A 19,237-nucleotide genomic window follows, 5' to 3' on the forward strand; every position below is an offset into this window, starting at 1 on the left:
TCACAGGAGGCAACCATGTTTTTTGGCGCGGTAGGCATCTATACTTTGATTGGCGTTGTTGTAGCGATCTGCTTGATATTGTACGAGTTTGCAAAACGAGTGAAGTAACTCGCAGGTAATAAAAAAGCCCCGTTAGGGGCTTTTTTATTAGTGTCATTCTTACTGAATCAACTCATGCCAGCTTTGCTTGGTGCCATAGCTGCCGTTGGTTTTTTGTTTGAAGATATCAGTAGACTTGGTCGTCGCAGAAAGGCCAAATACCTGATCATCCAGGCTCAACTGTTGTGGCGTAGGATCATTACTACCAGTGACCACTACGTGCGGTACACCATTCCCATCATAGACAATATTGTAACCAACGGCTGGTGTGGTCATACGTTCAGAGACGATGCCGCTGGCTAGCAAGGAGCCACCTTTTTTGTAATTAAAGAAATTAAACCAACCATAGCCTGCACCATTACATGCCTGACTACTAGGCACCATGGTAGGCATCATCAGTGCGCCATTTAACAACAGTGGATCAAGATTGACGCGCTCGCCTGCCGGAAAATCCAACACCCAGCCATACCCGGTATCAAAATTAACGACCTGGTCTTTGTTCAGTATCACAGTGCGATCACCGCCTAGTACTTGCGTGGTGAGCTGACTACGTCCAATCGGACTGATTTGTCCATTATCCTTAAAAACATAAGCCGAGTTTTGCGGTGTGTTGGTCAAGTCTGCAGGTTCAAGAAACTTACCAGTACCAACCATCACCACTTTGTTATTGTCCACCTTGCCTAATTCTGGTTGTGTGGTGATTTTTTGTACGCCACCCCCGCCTTCAGTCAAGGTCGCAATTTTAGTGACTGCCCCTGTATTGATATCAAAGCGCCAGACATTGCCATTTAAATCACCGCCATAGACATTTAAAGCAGTATTATTTTCAAATATCTGGTCAGCATATGCCGAAATTCTTGCTAATCCGCTTGGCTCGGCAGCGCTGCCAGACCCTGTAGAAAGCGTTTTCAGTACACTACCCGTATTCACGTCAAGGACATACAAATAGCCGCCGCCATTGCCTGTCGGATTATTCACCACAAACGTGCCATCATTCTTCTTACGTGCGTTCAAGCCGTTGTTGTAACCCGAGGTGAGAAGCACCACCCAGCGACCATCTTGCATTTTAGTCACCAACGGGTTGCCAAAGGTATAGCCGAGCGTGCTGTTCGTGCCAGAGGGTTGTGCATAGAACTCCCACAGCAAGACTGGATTGTCTGGCGTGGTCACGTCAATCGCAAAGTAGCCACGCCCGCCGCCATTAAGCCCGGAAATCAGGACTGTGCGCCAAACAGCACCTTCGCCACTACAACCAGAGACGCAAACATCAGTCACTACCGGGCTGCCATTGACATAGTTGGTATGGTAGTTAGCGCCGTATTCCTTATCAGCCAGGTTGGCCAGATTGGCAATCACTGGCGTCGGAATAAATGCCCATAACTCATTGCCGTTTTCAGCGTTAAACGCATGCAGCATACCGTCGTTGGCGCCTACATATACGGTTCCGCTCGGCAGTAGCTTTCTATTCGCCTTGTAGGCCTTATACCCTGGGTCAAGATAATCTACATTAGAAGCCTTGAAGTAAGCAGGACGAGACTGTGAGATATCGCCCAACGTCGCTAAGCGCTCGCGGAACCAGCGGTTATCTGCCTTTGCATTAGTCGCAGTATCTTCGTAAGTTTTATTACCCCGGAGATAATCCACCAATTTGCCGGCCTTGTTTGGCTCTGTCATTCTGATGTCGCTGACAGGCAAACCTTGCATCTGGCTCAAATCCTTATAACCAGCTTCCAGCGTTGCACGATGCTGCGCAGGCAGGTTTTCATCAATGAACAGTGTCATCGCGTTATTCAGATTAAAAAATATTTTTCGGCTCGTACCTAGCTGATTTTGCAATTTGCCAGTACAACTGGATGCAATCTGGACATAGCAAGAGGCTGGCTCACTCATACCGATCGCTGAACCTAATGCCCCCCCAGCACTACCACACGCAGTCTGATCAGAATTAGTCGTCTTACAATAAAGCTTGCCATCCTGACTCACTGACGTCGCAGGAGACGTGCAGGTTTCTGCGGCCACATTTTCAACACACCACACAGCATTTTCAGAGGTTTTCAAAGAAGTGGTATCTACCGTGCGCGCCTCCAGGTTGCCTGTCCATTTAACAGACTGATAACTGGCCACATACTGGAAGTTATCGCCGCTGGTTGGGGCCAGACTGCTAGCGGCCGCTGCCGCACTTGCTCCTTGAATGGCCTTGATCTCGGACAAGCCTTTGGCCAGTGACTCTCTTAACAGCTTGGGATTGCTAGCGCTGTAATAAGTACCGCCGGCATTCACCGCAGCATGCCACAAGTCATCAATACGGGTACCGTCCTCGTTCGCAGTTGGATCCGGCCAGTTTTTCGTCTTTGTATCGGCAATATCCTTGTAGTCACCGGATGTCCGCGTTTTGTAGTCTTCGGTGTACACCAGCGTTCCATCAATCCCCAAGCCCAATGTCATGGTCACCATATTCTGCTTGGGATAATCGTTGGTCGTACCACATACAGATGACCCTAAGCCACCATTACAATTTGAGAACGTATTATCACGAATATCGGTGTCATAAAAATACTTGGCTGTATCCGCCAGTGTGTTTGACTTGCTGCTACTGTCGTACTGTGGCCGCGGGCTAGCGCCATCCTGATCACCGATGGCGGCACTATTAATCCGTGTGGGATTACTACTGTCGTTCCAGTACCCGTCCGTGGTCAGCAAAGTAAAATTCGATTGGCAGGCGTACTGCATCGGATCATCGTTACCCAACGTTTGTTTACCCGCAAAATGTTGCCCTACGCTAGACAACGCAGTACGCAAAGGGGTGCCGCCACTGGCGGACACCGAAAACAGTTTTTGGTACCAGGATTGTTTTTGGCTAGTATTAAAGGGAGCCAGCGCCAGATAATTAGACTTAGGGCTATTAATCGTCACCAACCCGACGCGATAGCGGGAGTCCAACGACTTAAAAGCCTGACTTGCCGCTGTTTTCATGGATTGCATGCGCGTACGATAATAGGCCCACCAGTTCGCATAGTTAGTCATCTCCTCAGTAAGCGTGCAAGAGGTGGCGCTGGCGCAATCTACTCTATCCAGTCCTTTGGTCGATTTTCCTGGGGCGGTATAAGCCACATCACTGGAAATCTTGACATACACCATGCTACCGGGGATGTCTGAGGTCGTATTGGTCGTGAGCTGTGCGGTGTAATTACCACCAGTCATGGTGACCTGAATCGGGGCGGAGGTGTTCACAGGCTCACCTGCCGGTGTAATGATCGTCAGTACATTACTACTGATATTGACCGTGTTACCACTCAGGTTGCAATTACCAGAGAGGCTGGTACGACACATGTTACTACGCACTTCACTTGCAAACTGGCTGCTGTTATAAGAGCTATTCACCGAAACAGTGCTTGATAAGAGCTCAATATTATTGATTTTGATACTCTGTATCGACGCATTATTGCTGGTTTTGTTTAGCGTTAATGTATAGGTCGAAATTGGCCTGCGCAAATTGGTGTATGTATTTCCATCATTCACGGTAGCGCTGGCATTGCGAATCTTCTGGCAGTACATAGAGCCCGTCAGACTACGTCTGTTTGCAGCGGTGCTGGTATTACACCAACGGATATTGGAAGGGTAGATGTAGTTTCCAGTTGCCTCTTTCGAAACCACACAGCTGGTCAAGCCTGGCGTGGAGCAATACTCACCTGGAATAAACGCATAGTAATTAGCAACTGACCGGATATCCGTGGTACCGTTTTTGCCAGCGCCCAGATCATTGACTTCATTAGGCACCGCGGCAAAGTTGGTCTGGTTAGCCATACTGGCTCCCAAATAAGTCAGAGGCGGGGTATATTGCACCTCAGGATTGTAATACTGTGTGTTGTAATCCGCATTGTTAAACAGCCATGGTGAAGAAGAGTTCGACCAGTCTGGCGCGTAATCCCAGCCCATGCTGCCGGAGTTATCCAGCACAAACATCAGGTTTGGTTTGACATCTGAGCTACCAGATGTCTGCAGCGGCATTGTCGCCAAATCCAGAAATTCGGCGCGCAATATTGCAGGCAATAACAAGCCCAGCCAAAGAAGTTTTTTGATCAAGTGTTGGGTTTTCATCATTCCACCTGTTTAGTTGGAAATAAAAGATTGCATAAACGTCACCGTATTTTTGGGTCCGGCAATACGTAGCGTCACGCGATATAATGGGGAGTCTGAACTAGCAACACAACGTTTAAACAACTCAATATTGGTAACGTTATGGGAGCAGTTCTCTCCATTACTTGGAGAACTCGCCATCATGCAACGCGAGGCATCGATAGGCGCAGACCCTGCGTTGATTTCAGCATTACTGTAGTTACACATACGCTCGACCACATAGCGAATTTCATTTCCCTGGCGGTCTACCCCATTGCGAATTTCATCGTTCCCATCTGTCTGACTCGGGGCAAGACTGCTGTTGCCATCACTCCAGGCCATAGTGGTTAACTGGCTACCATCACATACCAAGGCATCAGGCTGGTTATCAAACTGGCTACAATTGGCGTAATACCCTTGGGTCGGGTGATGAATAAGGCTCGCTGTGAGACTGATGCTTGCAGCGATATTTTGCGCAATCCCTTCCAATGCCACATTGGATGCCGTACTGGCAGATTGGCGGAACACCAGATTACCTGACAGCAAGGCATTAGTATCTACACTGCGAATCAATGCCACCCCCGCAATCGACATCACTACCAGTGCCAACAGAGCAAAAAACAGCACAATGCCGCGCTGGCGCAGTTGCGACCGCGGTGTCACTCCATCAAGTAAAAGGCTATAAGGCATCGCGATTCCAAATAATGTTTCTGAGTGGAATAGTGGCTTCAAAACTACGGTAACGGTAGCGCTGCCAGTTAGCCACACTTGTTAAATCGACATTTGCGGGCGCTGCATCTGCTTGCCAGATACATACCCGACTAACACCGGCAGCGGCCCCATCACAGGCCTGACTGACAATATTTCTCTGCAAATTGCCATCCCTTGCGACCACCGCGATACGGATCGCCCGGATACGGTTACGGTCCATGAGTGCCATTGTCGGCCCAAAAGTACCTGTTGCATCGACCCATTGATCTACCCGATTTAAATAAGCCGAGGCTGTGGCACTGCCAGAGGTGGGGTCTATGGTTGTGGTAATACCATATTGTGCCTGCAAAGCAACGATGTCACTGGCAACCGGCACCGCTGCACTGCTAGGGAATGGATTAGCCCCGGGCGTGCCGCCTGAACGTGTCAGCTCCAATCCAGGATTCACGGTATATTCATATTGATTCCATGCGCCTAGGCAAGAAAAACGCACCCAGTCAGCCCCATTCAGAATGCTTACCGGGCTCGCGGTAGGCACTGTATTTATTTCGGATAGCGTATTGATAGTCCGGTCTGCATTCAGCTTTTGTAGACGGCCCAGACTACAGTTGGGATTAGACGGTGTCTGGTGAAACAGGACAATATCATTTTCCTGGCAACCAATCAGGCGTCCATCTAAAGTGGGGGCCGTCATGGTGCCCGTCGCACGCAAAGACGCACCGCCGCTAGCAGGATTGCCATAACGGATACGCACAATGTCATTACCCGTGCCGCCATCCACAATCAATACTGGGGAAAGATTAATGACCACGCCGCCCTGATTGATTGAGGTATCAATAGGACATAACAACGGTGAAGGGTCGGTGCTGTTATACAGCGGCAAACCATATCCCGCATTCTGCGCATCGCGCTGCATGTAATACATCGCCAACACACCGCTCGATTGAGCGTCTGCGCCGCCTGCGATCGTGCGCTTGCGTGCCTCAAAACCACTAAACAGGTTGCTGATGGCCAAAGTGGCGACCAAGCCAATTAAAATGCCGACCAGCAACTCGACCAAGCTCACCCCCAGCTGAAAACGCTGACGGCGTAAGCGTGAAAACAGGCGTACAGGCTTATGCATCATGGCATCACATCAAACAAATAACTGGACGCATTGACCTGATGGCGGGTGCCTCCGGGCACTTGCCAGCCAACAGTCACCGTCACCATGGTATTGGTCAATGCGGAGAAAGTCAGCGTACCATTGGGCAACTGGGATCTAATTTTGCTTTTATCGACTTGCGTAATATAGTTTGCCGCATCGCCGCCAAACGCCATCATATTGGCAATATGTGTTTGTGCAATCAACTGCGCTTCTGCGCGGTAGCGGTTATCGCTACTGTTTTTAATCATGGCACTTTGCAAGCCAACCAGCGCTAGCACGCCCATGCTGAATATCACTAGTGCGACCATGGCTTCAATCAGCACAGAACCTTGCTGCAAGCGCATGGCATAAGAACGTTTTTGTCGTGAAATTAACATGCTCTAGGATCTCCCGCAGCTGACACAGATGGATCACATACCCTGACATTACCGCCTGCTGCCAGCAGCACGCGCAATGATCTGCGCTCTTCAGCCTTGACTTGTAAGTTAGTGATATTCACCACTGAAAGGCCCACAGGCGTAGCAGGGTCACGTGTGCCAAAACCGCTAAATACAGCCGTACTATTATCCGCCGCCACCGTCGTATTGCTAGAAGCGCCTTCTGTTGCGCTCTTTTGAGTAATCGTCGTTGGGCAACTAGTTGTCGGCGTCACACAACCAATCTGCCAGCCGCTATTGGTTTGCAGAGTGAATTTGACTCTCGCATTGCGTTTGATCGCCTCCATCCTCGCCTGCTGCAATCCGCTATGGATAGACTCGGCCACAGTACGAATCTGCGCATTGCCAATAGAGGTTTGAAAAGCAGGAATCGCAATCGTCGTAACCGACACCAATACCACCATGGTGACAACCAACTCTATTAATGAGAACCCGTGTTGACGCATAACGAATACAGACCCTGTTAACAACTGCCTGAAGAAGAAGTCAGCCAGCAACTACCACCAACCGTACCGTCAAATTTTGAGGTCTTGGCATTATCCTGATTCACTGTAAATTCAAAATTGCCCATGTTATTGGCTGTCTTGCCCGCTGCTTTCAGGGTGTAGGTGGTGGCCGATTGGTTATCAATGGAGTAATCAAAATTTTTGGCATCACTAGGCACACAGGCAAAACCCACATAAGTAAAGTTATCCTGAAAGAACTGCTCAGCCTGTACACGGCAATTAGCCAGGTTGGCGGGCGCCTCGGCCGCGTTGCCGCTTTTGACGTAATCCTGATAACCTGGCACGGCAATGCTGGCCAACAAGCCAATAATCGCTACCACGATCATCATTTCAATCAGGCTAAACCCATCTTGATTAGAGCGCTTCATCATCCAACCTCTTTTTAGATAGCTTTATCATGCAAACAGTGGGGCTGTCATGTCCAGCAGCAGCCGACCAGTGGTCACTATCAGCCGACAAGCGGTTAAAACAGTGGCCATAAGTCACGCTAGGTTTAATGGTAAAATGGCATATTATTTACATTGGACGGTGAATCATGCTTTCCTGCTGGACGAGATTACTGGCTGTTGCCTTATTGTTGGCGCAATTGAGCGCTTGCGGTCTCAAAGGAGATTTGTATATTCCCGAGCGCCAATATCCTCAACCCCCTCAACAAGATAAATCCGCATCGTGACCTCGCTTTTAAACCACCCTTTTTCTACCCAACAGGGCCTGCTGCATGCTGAACAGGTCGCCCTGCGTGAGATCGCCCAGACGCATCAAACGCCGACTTACGTCTATTCACGCGCTGCGCTCACCCAGGCCTTTGAGCGTTTTCAGGCCGGTCTGGTCGGCCACGATCACTTGATCTGTTTTGCCGTCAAAGCCAACCCTAGCCTGGCGATTTTGAATGTGTTTGCCAGATTAGGTGCCGGCTTTGATATTGTCTCGGGAGGCGAACTGGCCCGCGTTTTGGCTGCTGGTGGCGATCCGAAAAAAATCGTGTTTTCCGGGGTCGGCAAATCTCATGCAGAAATCAAAGCCGCGCTCGAAGCCGGCATTTTCTGCTTTAACGTCGAGTCAGCCAACGAGCTGGATCGTATCCAGCAAGTCGCGGCAGGCTTAGGTAAACAAGCCCCGGTGTCCTTGCGCGTGAACCCGAATGTGGATGCCAAAACCCACCCATATATTTCTACTGGTCTTAAAAACAACAAATTCGGCGTCGCGTTTGAAGATGCGCTGAGCCTCTATGAAAAAGCCGCCCAATTGCCAAACATTGCAGTGCACGGCGTAGATTGCCATATCGGCTCACAGATCACCGAGTTATCCCCTTTCTTGGACGCGCTGGATAAGGTCCTCGGTTTGGTCGATGCTCTGGCTGCCAAAGGCATACACATCCAGCATATTGATGTGGGCGGCGGCGTCGGCATTACCTACAGCGATGAAACCCCGCCTGATTTTGCTGTTTACACGGCTGCCATCCTGAAAAAGCTGGCCGGTAGAAACGTCAAAGTGCTGTTTGAACCTGGCCGCGCACTGGTAGGTAATGCCGGCGTGTTGCTGACGAAAGTCGAATACCTGAAACCGGGCGAATCTAAGAACTTTGCCATTGTCGATGCGGCCATGAACGACCTGATGCGCCCGGCGCTCTATGACGCGTTTCACAACATCACGGCCATTGCACCATCCACGGCACAAGCACAAGTGTATGAAATCGTCGGCCCGGTGTGCGAAAGCGGTGACTTTTTAGGCCATGACCGCACGCTGGCTATTGAAGAAGGTGATTATTTAGCAATTCACTCCGCCGGGGCTTACGGCATGAGCATGGCCAGCAACTACAACACGCGCGCACGTGCTGCCGAGATATTGGTCGATGGAGACCAGGTGCATGTGATCCGCGAACGCGAACACATTGCAGACTTGTTTAAACTGGAACGCACACTGCCTTAAGCCTCGCTTTTGGACAATAAAAAAACCGAAGCCTTAAAGCTTCGGTTTTTTTATTGGTTGAAATGGCTTAATCAAAAATCACCGTTTTGTTCGCATATAACAAAATACGATGCTCAATATGCCAGCGCACCGCCTTTGAAAGCACCACACGCTCCAAGTCGCGGCCCTTCTGGATCAAATCCTCCACTTGGTCGCGGTGCGAAATACGCGCCAGGTCCTGCTCGATAATCGGCCCTTCATCCAGCACCTCGGTCACGTAGTGGCTGGTCGCACCAATCAGTTTTACGCCGCGCTCAAACGCGCGATGGTAAGGGCGCGCGCCAATAAACGCTGGCAGGAATGAGTGGTGAATATTGATGATCTTTTGTGGATAGCGCGCGACAAATTCCGGCGATAAAATCTGCATATAGCGCGCCAGTACAATCAAATCCACACCATATTGGTCAAACAGGGCAAATTGCTGCGCCTCGACCTCAGCCTTGGTGTCTTTGCTCATCGGCAGATAATGGAAGTCGATGCCGTAAAACTGCGCCAGCTTTTCGGTGTCTTGATGATTGCTGATAATCAGCGGGATATCACACGCTAACTCACCGCTATGATGACGGTGCAACAAGTCAACCAGGCAATGATCATATTGCGACACCATGATCGCCATGCGTGTTTTTTGCTCGGATAATTTCAGCTGCCAGGTCATGTCAAAACGCTGTGCCACCGGGCCAAATGCTTGTTCAAAATCGGCCACTGCCACATTAAAATTGGTCAAGTCCCATTCCACGCGCATCAAAAACAGATTATTTTCCGCATCCTGATGCTGGTCTGCGTGTAAAATATTGGCATTGTGCTCATACAAAAATTGCGCAATCGCCGCCACAATCCCTTTGGTATCCGGGCAGGTAATCAGCAAAGTAGCAGTGTTTTTCATAACATGGGCTTCTAAGAGCAACAAAAATGCAGATTATACCTGATGCCTGCCAGACCTTGTGGTTGACCTTGGTATTCGCGGGCGCAGACGGCAGCAGTCTCTTGACGGAATTCATTATGCAAACAGAAGTGACACCTAATATTGTGCTGGCTAATCCGCGCGGCTTTTGCGCTGGGGTAGACCGCGCCATCATCATTGTTGAACAGGCACTGGAAAAGTTCGGCGCGCCGATTTATGTGCGTAACGAAGTCGTGCATAACAAATTTGTCGTCGGCCAATTACGCGACAAAGGCGCCATTTTTGTCGATGAACTGGAAAAAATTCCGGCAGGCAGCATTGTCATTTTCAGTGCGCACGGCGTCTCCAAAGCCGTGCGCGCAGAGGCAGAGTCACGCGGACTGACCGCCTTTGATGCCACCTGCCCCCTGGTGACCAAGGTGCATATTGAAGTGGCCAAAATGCGCAAAGATGGCCTGGAAATCATCATGATCGGCCACAAAGGCCACCCCGAGGTTGAAGGGACCATGGGCCAATCTGAAGCTGGCATGCATTTGGTCGAAACGCCAGAAGATGTGGCCGCACTGCAAGTGGCGGATGCTGACAAACTGGCTTATGTGACGCAAACCACGCTGTCGGTGGACGATGCCACACAAGTCATTAATGCTTTAAAAGCACGGTTTCCGAATATTAAAGCGCCCAAAAGCGATGATATTTGTTACGCCACGCAAAACCGGCAAGATGCGGTCAAAATCATGGCCAAAGACTGTGACCTGGTGATTATTGTCGGCTCACCCAATAGCTCAAACTCTAACCGCCTGCGCGAAGTGGCCAAAAACCAGGGCGTGGAAGCCTATATGGTCGACAACGCCAGCCATTTGCAAGCCGAGTGGCTCCTTGGCAAACGCAAAGTCGGCATTTCTGCCGGGGCGTCTGCGCCTGAAGTGCTGGTGAAAGAAGTGATTACAGCCTTGCAAAACATGGGCGCCGCCAACGTGGAGGAACTGCAAGGCGTGGTTGAAAACGTCGTGTTCCAGTTACCCAAAAACCTGGTCAACGCCGAAAAGCGTACCCCAGGTTAATCACAGCGCCTGATCAAAGAAATTAAGCACGAAACTTAGGGCAAAAAAAACCCAAGCTCGAGAGCTTGGGGCAAGCAATATCCTCGGGAAAGGATAATCGGGGAACGATTGCGCATTGTTGTGGTTATATGCAGATGCTGCTCATACTTACATTTTGGAGGTTGCAAGGTCGCCCAACCTGCAAGCTGAGTGACTATCTCCTTAAGTGCATATAACGTGCCAAGTCCCAGAAAATCACAACCCATTGATTATTAATGATTTTAATTTCATGCCTAGCGCAAGAGCTGCGATTGCTGGCTGAAATAAACCACCACTTTGGTTAACTAAAACCAAGCCATTACGACTGACGCCGACGCAGGTCCGAAAACAGTGGGAACAACAAGGGCAGCAGCAATAGCGTGAATAGCGTGGCTGTAATCAAGCCACCCACAATCACCACAGCAAACGGTCGCTGCGTTTCTGAGCCGATGCCATGCGAGAGTGCGGCTGGCATCAAGCCCAAGCCCGCCATCAGTGCAGTCATTAAAATCGGGCGTAGTCTCGCCACGGCGCCGTCAATCACTGACTCGGTCACGCTGCGGCCTTCCCGCATCAGGTTCTTGATCTGCTCGACCATAATCACACCGTTTTGCACCGAGATACCCGCCAGCGCAATAAACCCAACGGCGGCTGACACCGACAAATGCAAGCCTGAAACAGCCAACCCAGCCAGACCACCCACCAGCGTAAACGGAATCATCAGCAATACCAGCAAGGCATTCTTCACGGACTTAAACGCCCAAAACAACAGCACAAAAATCAGCAACACTGACAACGGCACAATCACCATCAAACGTTTCATGGCCCGTTGCTGGTTTTCAAACTGGCCACCCCAAGTCATGGTGTAACCTGGCGGCAGCTTGACGTCGGCTTTCACCTTCTGCATGGCCTCTTTGACAAAACTGCCTTGGTCGCGGTCGGTAATATTGGCTTTAATGGAGACGATACGTGCCCCGGCCTCACGGCTGACGCGTGAAGCGCCTTGCTTGATCGTCACCTCAGCCACTTCGCTCAACGGGATACTGCCGCCGCCATTGGGCAAGGCAATTGGCAATTCATCAATATCATCGACCGAATCCCTGAACGGCCTATCCAGGCGTAGGGTGACGTCAAAATGACGGTCACCATCGTAAAAGGTATTGGCCGCATTGCCTGCCAGCGCCGTTTGGACGGTATTGTTGACGTCGCTTACCATCAGTCCATAACGGGATAACTGGTTACGATTGAGCGTGATGTCGAGCTCTGAATTGCCAGAAATACGTACGGCGGCAACATCGGTCGCGCCCTGCACAGCATTCATACTGTCGACGACCTCAGCGGCTTTTTGCTCAAGAATCGCCAGATCGGGGCCAAAAATCTTGACCGCGATTTCGCCTTTGACGCCAGACAGTGCCTCTTCGACGCTATCCTGAATCACCTGTGAAAAGTTGGTCGGCACACCAGGAATCTCATGAATACGGCGTGACATATCTTTGATTAACGCTTCTTTGTCAGCGAACTTCCATTCGCTGTGCGGCTTGAGGTCGGCCAGAATCTCCATGTGATACGGCCCTTTTGGGTCGGTGCCATCATCTGGCCGCCCAACGTGCGCCACCACCAGCCGCACCTCCTGGTAACTATTGAGGATCTTTCTGATCTCACGTTCAACGTCTTTGGTTTTCTCTAAACTGGCCGAAGGCGGCAAGTCGACGGTGAGCCAGATATTGCCTTCATCCAGTTTGGGCAAGAACTCAGAGCCGAGCATAGGCGCAGACACCACAGACACGACCAATATCGCTAATGAAACAATCACCACCAGCGCCCGCGACCGACTGCTTTTGAGCAAAATAGTGCGATAGGTCTCTTGCAGACGATGCATCCAGCCACTGTGCTTTTCTGCCATGTCTTCGCGCGTCATGGTGTATGACAGCAAGGCTGGCACCAGGGTTAAGGTGAGAATAATCGCCCCAAGCAAAGCAAAACTGAGCGTGAATGCCATGGGCGAGAAAATTTTACCTTCCACGCGCTGAAAGGTAAAAATAGGCAAGAAGGCGGTGATGATAATGGCCTTGGAGAACAAAATGGGGTGCCCCATATCAATCGCCGTGCTCTTCAAGGTTTGCATGCGCCAGGCAAGACCACCGTGGGTTGGGTTACTGGCATCCGCCATCGCCAGCCGCACCATGAGTGCCTCGACCAGCACCACCGCACTATCGATGATAATTCCAAAGTCCACTGCGCCCAGTGAAATCAGGTTAGCCGACACGCCACGCAAATCCATCACAATAAAGGCAAACAGCAATGACAACGGGATCACCGAAGCCACGATCAGCGCCGCGCGCCAGTTACGCAAAAACACCACGAGTATGGTGACCACCAGCAAGGCGCCCACAATCAGGTTTTCTGACACCGTATGCACGGTGTGATGTACCAAGCCAGTTCGGTCATAGAAAGGCACCACCTTCACGCCAGCGGGCAATGATTCATTGACTACCTCCACCTTGGCACGCAAGGCCTCAATCACTTTAGCGGCATTTTGACCTTTGGTCATTAGCACAATGCCTTCAATGATGTCATCTTGCTGGTTGAACGACACGATGCCTGAGCGCGGCCTGTCACCAATCACCACCTGGCCAAGATCACTGACCAGAATCGGCTTGCCATCACGCGTGTCCACCACCGACTGCGCAATATCATCCAGGCTATGAAACAGGCCGATGCCGCGCACTACCAGCGACTCATCGCCGCGGTGCATCAGGCCACCGCCGACGTTGCTGCTGTTATTGCCTACCGCCTGATTGACCTGGTCTATGCTGACGTCAAATTTTTTCAGCCGATAAGGGTCCAGCTTGATTTGATATTCTTTAACCGTGCCGCCAAAACTGGTGATATCAGCCACACCGGGCACCATGCGCAACTGTGGAATAATTTTCCAGTCTTGGATTGCACGCACCTCGCGTTGCGGCATGTCCTTGGGCGCTTCAACCAGATAGCGATACACTTCACCGACGGCGGTGGTCAGCGGCGCCAGGGTCGGCTGCAAACCGGTGGGCAGGCTCACGCCTTGCAAACGCTCCAGCACTTGCTGCCGGGCAAAATAGTCCTCGGTGCGCTCGGCAAAAGTTAATGTCACCACCGATAAGCCAGTAATCGATACCGAGCGAATTTGCGCCAGGCCCGGCACGCCACTCATGCCATGTTCTATCGGCAGCGAGACCACGCGCTCTACCTCTTCAGGCGCCATACCAGGCGACTGCGTGACAATAATCACGTGTACATCTTCCACATCTGGAAAGGCTTCAATCGGCAAGTTTTGCACCGCTACCCAACCAAAAATGCTCAGCACCACGGCGCCTATGAGCAAAAAGACGCGTTGTTGCAGCGAGAATGTGATTAAGCCTTTTAGCATGCTTTATTTACTCACCGACAAATCAGAGTTTAATAAAATCGCCCCGCCAACCACCACACGCTCGCCTGCTTTTAAGCCCTCTTTCACTGTGGCGTATTCGCGGCGCTGCAAGTCCAGCGTGACTTTGCGCTTTTTAAAATGCAAAGGCCGCTCTTCCACAAACACGTAGCTATATAAACCCTCGGTAATCAGCGCGCTATTCGGTAAACGGATCACGCGGTGCTGGCTGTTATCCAGCGGCGTGATACGGGCATACATTTCCGGCTTTAACTTGCCGTTGCTTTCAACCACACAACGCACCGGAATCCGACGCGTGGTCGGGTCGACCATGATGCCGATGGTTTTCACCTCACCGTTAAACACTTCGTCAGGGTAGGCATCCACTTGTACGCTAAGCTTTTGCCCCTGGGAGATGCGGCTTAAATCGCGCTCGGGCAAATCGATACTCGCCCACAGAGAACTAGGGTCAGTGATAATAAACAACGGATCTGCGGCATCCGGCCGCACCTCACTGCCAGGGTTGATTTTACGATCGACCACCACGCCGGCAATCGGCGAACGCACTGCGTAGTTATCATTAGCTGCCGTTGAAACCCCCAGGTTTTTCAAGCGGGCACTCGCACGCGCTGACTCCGCGCGTGACGTGGCCCAATCTGCCTGCGCCACCTCAACCTCTTTTTTCGCCAGCACGCCATGATCTACCAGCATACGGCTGCGCTCCAGTGCCTGTTGCTTCAACTGCATGTCCGCCTGTGCCTTACGCGCATCTGCAACGGCGCCACCCACATCTGGTGAGTCCATCACCAGCAAGGTCTGCCCGGTTTTGACGCTGTCACCCACTTGCGCCTTGATGGTGACTGCCCGTCCGGCCACCGGGGAGAAAATCCGCGCAGTCCGATTTTCATCAAACACAATCTTGCCATTTAAAGGCTCAGTCACCGGTACCGGAATCTCACTCACCGCCTCAACCTTCAAGCTGGTTAATTGCGGCGACCCTGCGGTGAGCACGATTTCATTGGCATCCCGGCCACGATTCGCTGCCTGGTCTGCGGCACTGGCCGAGGGGTAACACAGCGATCCGGCCAGCAACACCATCAACAACTGGCCACTGAAAGGCATGGTACGCACAAGGGGTTGCTTGCTTTTAGACAGGGTCATCGTGTTTTAGTCTTGATTAGTAAAGGCTTGGCGGGTCGCCGCCAGCCAGGCAGACAATGATTTGGCATAATCGGCTTTGACGCTGACAGCCTCGAGTTGTAGTGTCCGCAAAATCCGTCTCGCATCCAGTAGGTCCATCACGCTCATGGCACCATGCTGATAAGCAAATTCGGCCGCATCTGATGCTTTTTGTGCTTCACTAAGGATGCTCTGGTCAAAACGCCGATTTTTATCGACTGCGGCCTGCAAATCGGCTTTGGCTCGGCGCATTTCAGCCACGGCCGCCGCCCTGACCTGCTCTTTGGCCTCCATGGCACTGGTATACCCCACCTCGGCTCGTGCGGCTTCGCCTTCATATTGATAATTGGTAAAGAGGGGAATGCTGACTGCGGCGCCCACGGTATCTGGCGCAGAACCGGGCTCTTGCCCAGGAAAATGTTGATAAGCCAGCGACCAGGTCAGGTCTCTGGTTTTAAGAGATTCGGCCAGTTTTCTGGCGCGTTGCGCCTGTTCCATGCGCGCATCCGCGGCTTGCACGTCTGAGCGTTGCGGCAACCAGCTATTCTCGGTGTCCGATGATGGGTCCGCAAGCAGGCTGGGCCAAGGGTCGGTCGCATATAATCTGGCGGCATCCTGATCTTTGCCCAGCAAATAGGCCAGCATGGCTTGTGCTTTTTGCAATGTGGCCTCTGCCTGCCGCAAATCATTACTGGCACGCAAGGCATCCACACGGATACGCGCCACATCTGCCGAAGCAACATCGCCCGCTTTTAACCGTAATTGCGCCGCCTGCAAGGTCTTGTCATAAGAGCCGACATTGGCCTGCTGTATCAATAGGGTTTCTTGTGCCAGCTTGAGGTCATAATAGGCGGTGGCCATCGTCAAGGCCTGCTGGCGATAGGTTTCTTTTAAATCGAAACTGGAGGCTTTCACCGCACTCTCGGCCACAGCAGTGCGCAGCTCACGTTTGTTACCGCGCTCATACAACTGGCTGACTTGTAAGGCAGAGTTATAGGTTTTGTCCCACAGGCCATTAGAGCCATTCTGGTTCATATTCCCCTGGCCGCGATTGACGTTGACGCTAGACAGCCCCAACGATAGCACTGGATTAGGACGCTGCCCGGCGATCAGGGTGTCCGCTTCGGCACCTTCAACAGCACGCTTGGCCGCGAGCAATTCACGGTTGCCACCCGCAAACAATTGCTCTGCCTGTTGTAAAGATAATTGATTTAGTACAATAGGGCTTGCCACGCCTGTAGATGCGGTATCAGCAGCCAATAAACACTGTGCGTTCATCATCAGCATGATGCAGACCCAGCCTAGCTGACACCTCAACATTGAATCATTCCCTATTCTCTATATGCTTTAGTTTTTTTGATCATAATACTTGGCACGGCTTACGACAATCTTTCACTGCATTCAATCATTGTCACCCTATCCACCAGCATTGCATCACACGCAGTCATAGACAATAGCACAGCGTTTATAGACAATACTTGCATGACACAACCATACAAGACCCCGATTTCTGCCCTAATTCTGATTCACACCGCCGATTTACAAGTACTACTGCTTGAGCGTGCCGACAAAGCAGGCTTCTGGCAATCCGTCACTGGCAGTCTAGAAGCTGGCGAAACACCCTACCAGGCAGCGATTCGCGAAGTCAAAGAAGAAACTGGTCTTGACGCTTTGGCCTATGATTTTCAAGACTGGCAGACAAGCAATGTCTACGAGATTTATCCGCACTGGCGGCATCGCTATGCGCCTGGCGTGATTGAAAATACCGAGCACCTGTTTGGACTATGCCTGCCGTCAGCCATGGCCGTCACGTTAGCCCCAGATGAGCATACCCGTTATGAATGGCTAGACTGGCGTGAAGCGGCCAAAAAAGTATTCAGCTGGACCAATGTCGACGCCTTGAAAAAACTAGGGGAGCGCCACCATCTAAGTTTATAAGTAAGCGCGTTGATTGGGATAAATCCTAATCGGTTGTAAAATATCATTTTTAAGAAAGCCGGGCTTGGCCCGATGTCTGAAAAGCATGCAAACAGCCACCATCCAATTTGAAAAATTTCAAGCGGCCAAAGACGATGATTGTCAGGCGCGTATTCTGGCTGCCCGTGAAAAACTGGGCAAGCGACTGGTGATCCTCGGTCACCACTATCAGCACGAAAGTGTCTATCGTCATGCTGATTTTTCCGGTGACTCACTCAAGCTGTCCAAATATTGCGACAGTCTGGACGCTGAATTCATTGTTTTTCTCGGTGTCCACTTCATGGCCGAAGTGGCCGACATCCTGAGCCGCCCCGAACAAATCGTCGTATTGCCAGACCTGGCGGCCGGTTGCTCGATGGCAGACATGGCCAATCTGGCCAAGGTAGAGCGCAGCTACCGCGAGCTGAACAAAGTGCTCAACTTTGATGAAACCATCACGCCGGTGACTTACATCAACTCGGCGGCTGACCTAAAAGCATTCTGCGGCGAACATGGTGGCATCGTCTGTACCAGCACCAACGCACCAAAAATCCTCGAATGGGGCTTTAGCCAACGCGAAAAAATCTTATTCTTCCCCGACCAACACCTGGGTCGCTGGAGCGGCCACAAAATGGGCATCCCACTCGAGCAAATGCCCGTATGGGACCCAGACCTGCCCATGGGCGGCCTCACCGAGCAACAAATCAGGGATGCCAAAATCCTGTTATGGAAAGGCCACTGCTCGGTACACCAAATGTTCCGCAAACAGAATATCGACCAGTTCCGCGCCCAACATCCGGACGGCAAAGTGATTTCGCATCCTGAAACAGCGTTTGAAGTGTGCATTAACTCAGACTACGTCGGCTCAACCGAATATATCCTGCGCACCGTCAGCGAAGCTGAGCCTGGCACTAAATGGCTGGTGGGTACTGAGCTCAACCTGGTCACCCGTCTAGCTGAAGAAATGAAGCCACAAAACAAACTGGTGCAATTTATGAGCCACGTCGTTTGCGAATGCTCCACCATGGCGCGTATCGACCCACAACATCTGGCTTGGTGCCTGGAAAACCTGGCCGAAGGCAATATCGTCAACCAGATCAAAGTGCCGGAACACGAAGCTAAACTGGCCAAACTCACCCTGGACAGAATGCTGGCAGTGTCATAAATGCATGATTGCGCGCTTTGCCTGCCAACGCCACACGATCTGCTGTGGCAAGACGACTTCTGTCGCGTAGTGTTATTGCACGATGCTGATTATCCAGCCTATTGCCGGGTCGAATTACTGGCGCACGTCAAAGAAATGACCGACCTGCCTCCCGCTGACCGCGCACGCACCATGAAAGTCGTGTTTGCGGTTGAGAGTGCGGTGCGTGAAGTGATTCAACCGGACAAAATCAACCTGGCAAGCCTGGGCAATAAAACGCCGCATATGCATTGGCATGTATTACCTAGATTCGAGAGTGACAAGCACTTTCCGAATAGTCACTGGGCAGAGGCGATGCGGGATTCCGAGAGGCAGCCACTGAGTGCTGCAGTCAGGGATCAGTTGCAAAAGATCGTGGTTGAACGTGTGGAATGTGCTCTTAAAAGCTAACGTTTAGCCGACTATAAACGTTTTCTTTTCGCCTTGCTGGCGAGTTACTTTTTTTGCTTGCCCCAAAAAAGTAACCAAAAAGAGGGCACCCAGCCATCACGGCCTACGGCTCCCTTGCGTTGCTCAACAAAATAAGCC

At 51.3% G+C, this 19,237-nt stretch carries 16 protein-coding genes; 6 read left to right on the forward strand and 10 right to left on the reverse strand.

Annotated elements, in window-relative coordinates; translation table 11 throughout:
- Positions 1–159: 159 nt before the first annotated feature.
- Genes E6Q52_RS01025 through E6Q52_RS01050 form a run of 6 tightly spaced genes read right to left on the reverse strand, consistent with a single transcriptional unit; the run spans position 160 to position 7,384 of the window.
- A complete protein-coding gene (locus E6Q52_RS01025) occupies positions 160–4,197 on the reverse strand; it encodes a PilC/PilY family type IV pilus protein (protein WP_292817479.1) in 4,038 nt (1,345 codons plus the stop codon).
- A gap of 12 nt (positions 4,198–4,209) precedes the next feature.
- Positions 4,210–4,905 (reverse strand): hypothetical protein, encoded by a 696-nt coding sequence (locus E6Q52_RS01030; RefSeq protein WP_292817481.1) that lies wholly within the window; start codon positions 4,903–4,905, stop codon positions 4,210–4,212.
- The gene (locus E6Q52_RS01035; RefSeq protein ID WP_292817483.1) at positions 4,895–6,052 is read right to left on the reverse strand and encodes a PilW family protein; all 1,158 of its coding nucleotides are present in this window, start codon (positions 6,050–6,052) and stop codon (positions 4,895–4,897) included. Before E6Q52_RS01035 ends, E6Q52_RS01030 begins: the two co-directional genes overlap by 11 nt.
- On the reverse strand, positions 6,049–6,450 hold the full coding sequence (locus tag E6Q52_RS01040) for a hypothetical protein (RefSeq protein WP_292817485.1): 402 nt from the start codon (positions 6,448–6,450) through the stop codon (positions 6,049–6,051). The genes E6Q52_RS01035 and E6Q52_RS01040 overlap by 4 nt, the downstream gene beginning before the upstream one ends.
- On the reverse strand, positions 6,444–6,956 hold the full coding sequence (locus E6Q52_RS01045) for a GspH/FimT family protein (protein ID WP_292817487.1): 513 nt from the start codon (positions 6,954–6,956) through the stop codon (positions 6,444–6,446). The genes E6Q52_RS01040 and E6Q52_RS01045 overlap by 7 nt, the downstream gene beginning before the upstream one ends.
- A gap of 17 nt (positions 6,957–6,973) precedes the next feature.
- A complete protein-coding gene (locus tag E6Q52_RS01050) occupies positions 6,974–7,384 on the reverse strand; it encodes a type IV pilin protein (protein ID WP_292817489.1) in 411 nt (136 codons plus the stop codon).
- A gap of 167 nt (positions 7,385–7,551) precedes the next feature.
- Between E6Q52_RS01050 and E6Q52_RS01055 the strand changes: the two genes are divergently transcribed.
- Both E6Q52_RS01055 and lysA read left to right on the forward strand, forming a co-directional pair.
- On the forward strand, positions 7,552–7,689 hold the full coding sequence (locus E6Q52_RS01055; RefSeq protein ID WP_292817491.1) for a lipoprotein: 138 nt from the start codon (positions 7,552–7,554) through the stop codon (positions 7,687–7,689).
- Positions 7,686–8,945, forward strand: a complete 1,260-nt coding sequence (gene lysA, locus E6Q52_RS01060) for a diaminopimelate decarboxylase (RefSeq protein ID WP_292817493.1) — start codon at positions 7,686–7,688, stop codon at positions 8,943–8,945. The genes E6Q52_RS01055 and lysA overlap by 4 nt, the downstream gene beginning before the upstream one ends.
- A 67-nt stretch (positions 8,946–9,012) precedes the next feature.
- On the opposite strand, the gene purU is transcribed toward lysA, so the two are convergent.
- Positions 9,013–9,867: a formyltetrahydrofolate deformylase gene (gene purU, locus E6Q52_RS01065; protein WP_292817495.1), complete on the reverse strand. Its 855-nt coding sequence runs from the start codon at positions 9,865–9,867 to the stop codon at positions 9,013–9,015.
- A gap of 116 nt (positions 9,868–9,983) precedes the next feature.
- On the opposite strand from purU, the gene ispH reads away from it, so the two are divergent.
- Positions 9,984–10,946, forward strand: coding sequence for a 4-hydroxy-3-methylbut-2-enyl diphosphate reductase (gene ispH, locus E6Q52_RS01070; RefSeq protein WP_292817509.1), 963 nt, complete (start codon positions 9,984–9,986; stop codon positions 10,944–10,946).
- 337 nt (positions 10,947–11,283) lie between these two features.
- Here the strand turns inward: ispH and E6Q52_RS01075 are convergent, their stop codons facing one another.
- The 3 genes from E6Q52_RS01075 to E6Q52_RS01085 are packed head-to-tail and all read right to left on the reverse strand — an operon-like array spanning position 11,284 to position 16,836.
- Positions 11,284–14,373 (reverse strand): CusA/CzcA family heavy metal efflux RND transporter, encoded by a 3,090-nt coding sequence (locus E6Q52_RS01075; RefSeq protein ID WP_292817497.1) that lies wholly within the window; start codon positions 14,371–14,373, stop codon positions 11,284–11,286.
- Positions 14,374–14,376: 3 nt separating this feature from the next.
- Entirely contained in the window at positions 14,377–15,531 is a 1,155-nt protein-coding gene (locus E6Q52_RS01080) for an efflux RND transporter periplasmic adaptor subunit (protein ID WP_292817499.1), read from the reverse strand.
- Between the two features lie 6 nt (positions 15,532–15,537).
- Positions 15,538–16,836: a TolC family protein gene (locus E6Q52_RS01085; RefSeq protein WP_292817501.1), complete on the reverse strand. Its 1,299-nt coding sequence runs from the start codon at positions 16,834–16,836 to the stop codon at positions 15,538–15,540.
- A 195-nt stretch (positions 16,837–17,031) separates the two neighbouring features.
- On the opposite strand from E6Q52_RS01085, the gene nudB reads away from it, so the two are divergent.
- From nudB to E6Q52_RS01100, 3 genes are all read left to right on the forward strand, one after another.
- Positions 17,032–17,487, forward strand: a complete 456-nt coding sequence (nudB, locus tag E6Q52_RS01090; RefSeq protein WP_292817503.1) for a dihydroneopterin triphosphate diphosphatase — start codon at positions 17,032–17,034, stop codon at positions 17,485–17,487.
- 85 nt (positions 17,488–17,572) lie between these two features.
- Positions 17,573–18,670: a quinolinate synthase NadA gene (gene nadA / locus E6Q52_RS01095; RefSeq protein WP_292817505.1), complete on the forward strand. Its 1,098-nt coding sequence runs from the start codon at positions 17,573–17,575 to the stop codon at positions 18,668–18,670.
- Positions 18,671–19,099 carry an HIT family protein gene (locus E6Q52_RS01100; protein WP_292817507.1) on the forward strand — a complete coding sequence of 143 codons (429 nt, stop codon included), beginning with the start codon at positions 18,671–18,673 and terminating at the stop codon, positions 19,097–19,099.
- Positions 19,100–19,237 lie beyond the last annotated feature (138 nt).

The organism is Methylophilus sp., from assembly GCF_008015755.1.
Taxonomy (GTDB): domain Bacteria; phylum Pseudomonadota; class Gammaproteobacteria; order Burkholderiales; family Methylophilaceae; genus Methylophilus.

What these genes read in the sequence shown, in the direction of transcription:
- E6Q52_RS01025 (WP_292817479.1), bottom strand. Translation starts at nt 4,197, where the DNA reads ATGAAAACCCAACACTTGATCAAAAAACTTCTTTGGCTGGGCTTGTTA.
- E6Q52_RS01030 (WP_292817481.1), bottom strand. Translation starts at nt 4,905, where the DNA reads ATGCCTTATAGCCTTTTACTTGATGGAGTGACACCGCGGTCGCAACTG.
- E6Q52_RS01035 (WP_292817483.1), bottom strand. Translation starts at nt 6,052, where the DNA reads ATGATGCATAAGCCTGTACGCCTGTTTTCACGCTTACGCCGTCAGCGT.
- E6Q52_RS01040 (WP_292817485.1), bottom strand. Translation starts at nt 6,450, where the DNA reads ATGTTAATTTCACGACAAAAACGTTCTTATGCCATGCGCTTGCAGCAA.
- E6Q52_RS01045 (WP_292817487.1), bottom strand. Translation starts at nt 6,956, where the DNA reads ATGCGTCAACACGGGTTCTCATTAATAGAGTTGGTTGTCACCATGGTG.
- E6Q52_RS01050 (WP_292817489.1), bottom strand. Translation starts at nt 7,384, where the DNA reads ATGAAGCGCTCTAATCAAGATGGGTTTAGCCTGATTGAAATGATGATC.
- E6Q52_RS01055 (WP_292817491.1), top strand. Translation starts at nt 7,552, where the DNA reads ATGCTTTCCTGCTGGACGAGATTACTGGCTGTTGCCTTATTGTTGGCG.
- purU (WP_292817495.1), bottom strand. Translation starts at nt 9,867, where the DNA reads ATGAAAAACACTGCTACTTTGCTGATTACCTGCCCGGATACCAAAGGG.
- ispH (WP_292817509.1), top strand. Translation starts at nt 9,984, where the DNA reads ATGCAAACAGAAGTGACACCTAATATTGTGCTGGCTAATCCGCGCGGC.
- E6Q52_RS01075 (WP_292817497.1), bottom strand. Translation starts at nt 14,373, where the DNA reads ATGCTAAAAGGCTTAATCACATTCTCGCTGCAACAACGCGTCTTTTTG.
- E6Q52_RS01080 (WP_292817499.1), bottom strand. Translation starts at nt 15,531, where the DNA reads ATGACCCTGTCTAAAAGCAAGCAACCCCTTGTGCGTACCATGCCTTTC.
- E6Q52_RS01085 (WP_292817501.1), bottom strand. Translation starts at nt 16,836, where the DNA reads ATGCTGATGATGAACGCACAGTGTTTATTGGCTGCTGATACCGCATCT.
- nudB (WP_292817503.1), top strand. Translation starts at nt 17,032, where the DNA reads ATGACACAACCATACAAGACCCCGATTTCTGCCCTAATTCTGATTCAC.
- nadA (WP_292817505.1), top strand. Translation starts at nt 17,573, where the DNA reads ATGCAAACAGCCACCATCCAATTTGAAAAATTTCAAGCGGCCAAAGAC.
- E6Q52_RS01100 (WP_292817507.1), top strand. Translation starts at nt 18,671, where the DNA reads ATGCATGATTGCGCGCTTTGCCTGCCAACGCCACACGATCTGCTGTGG.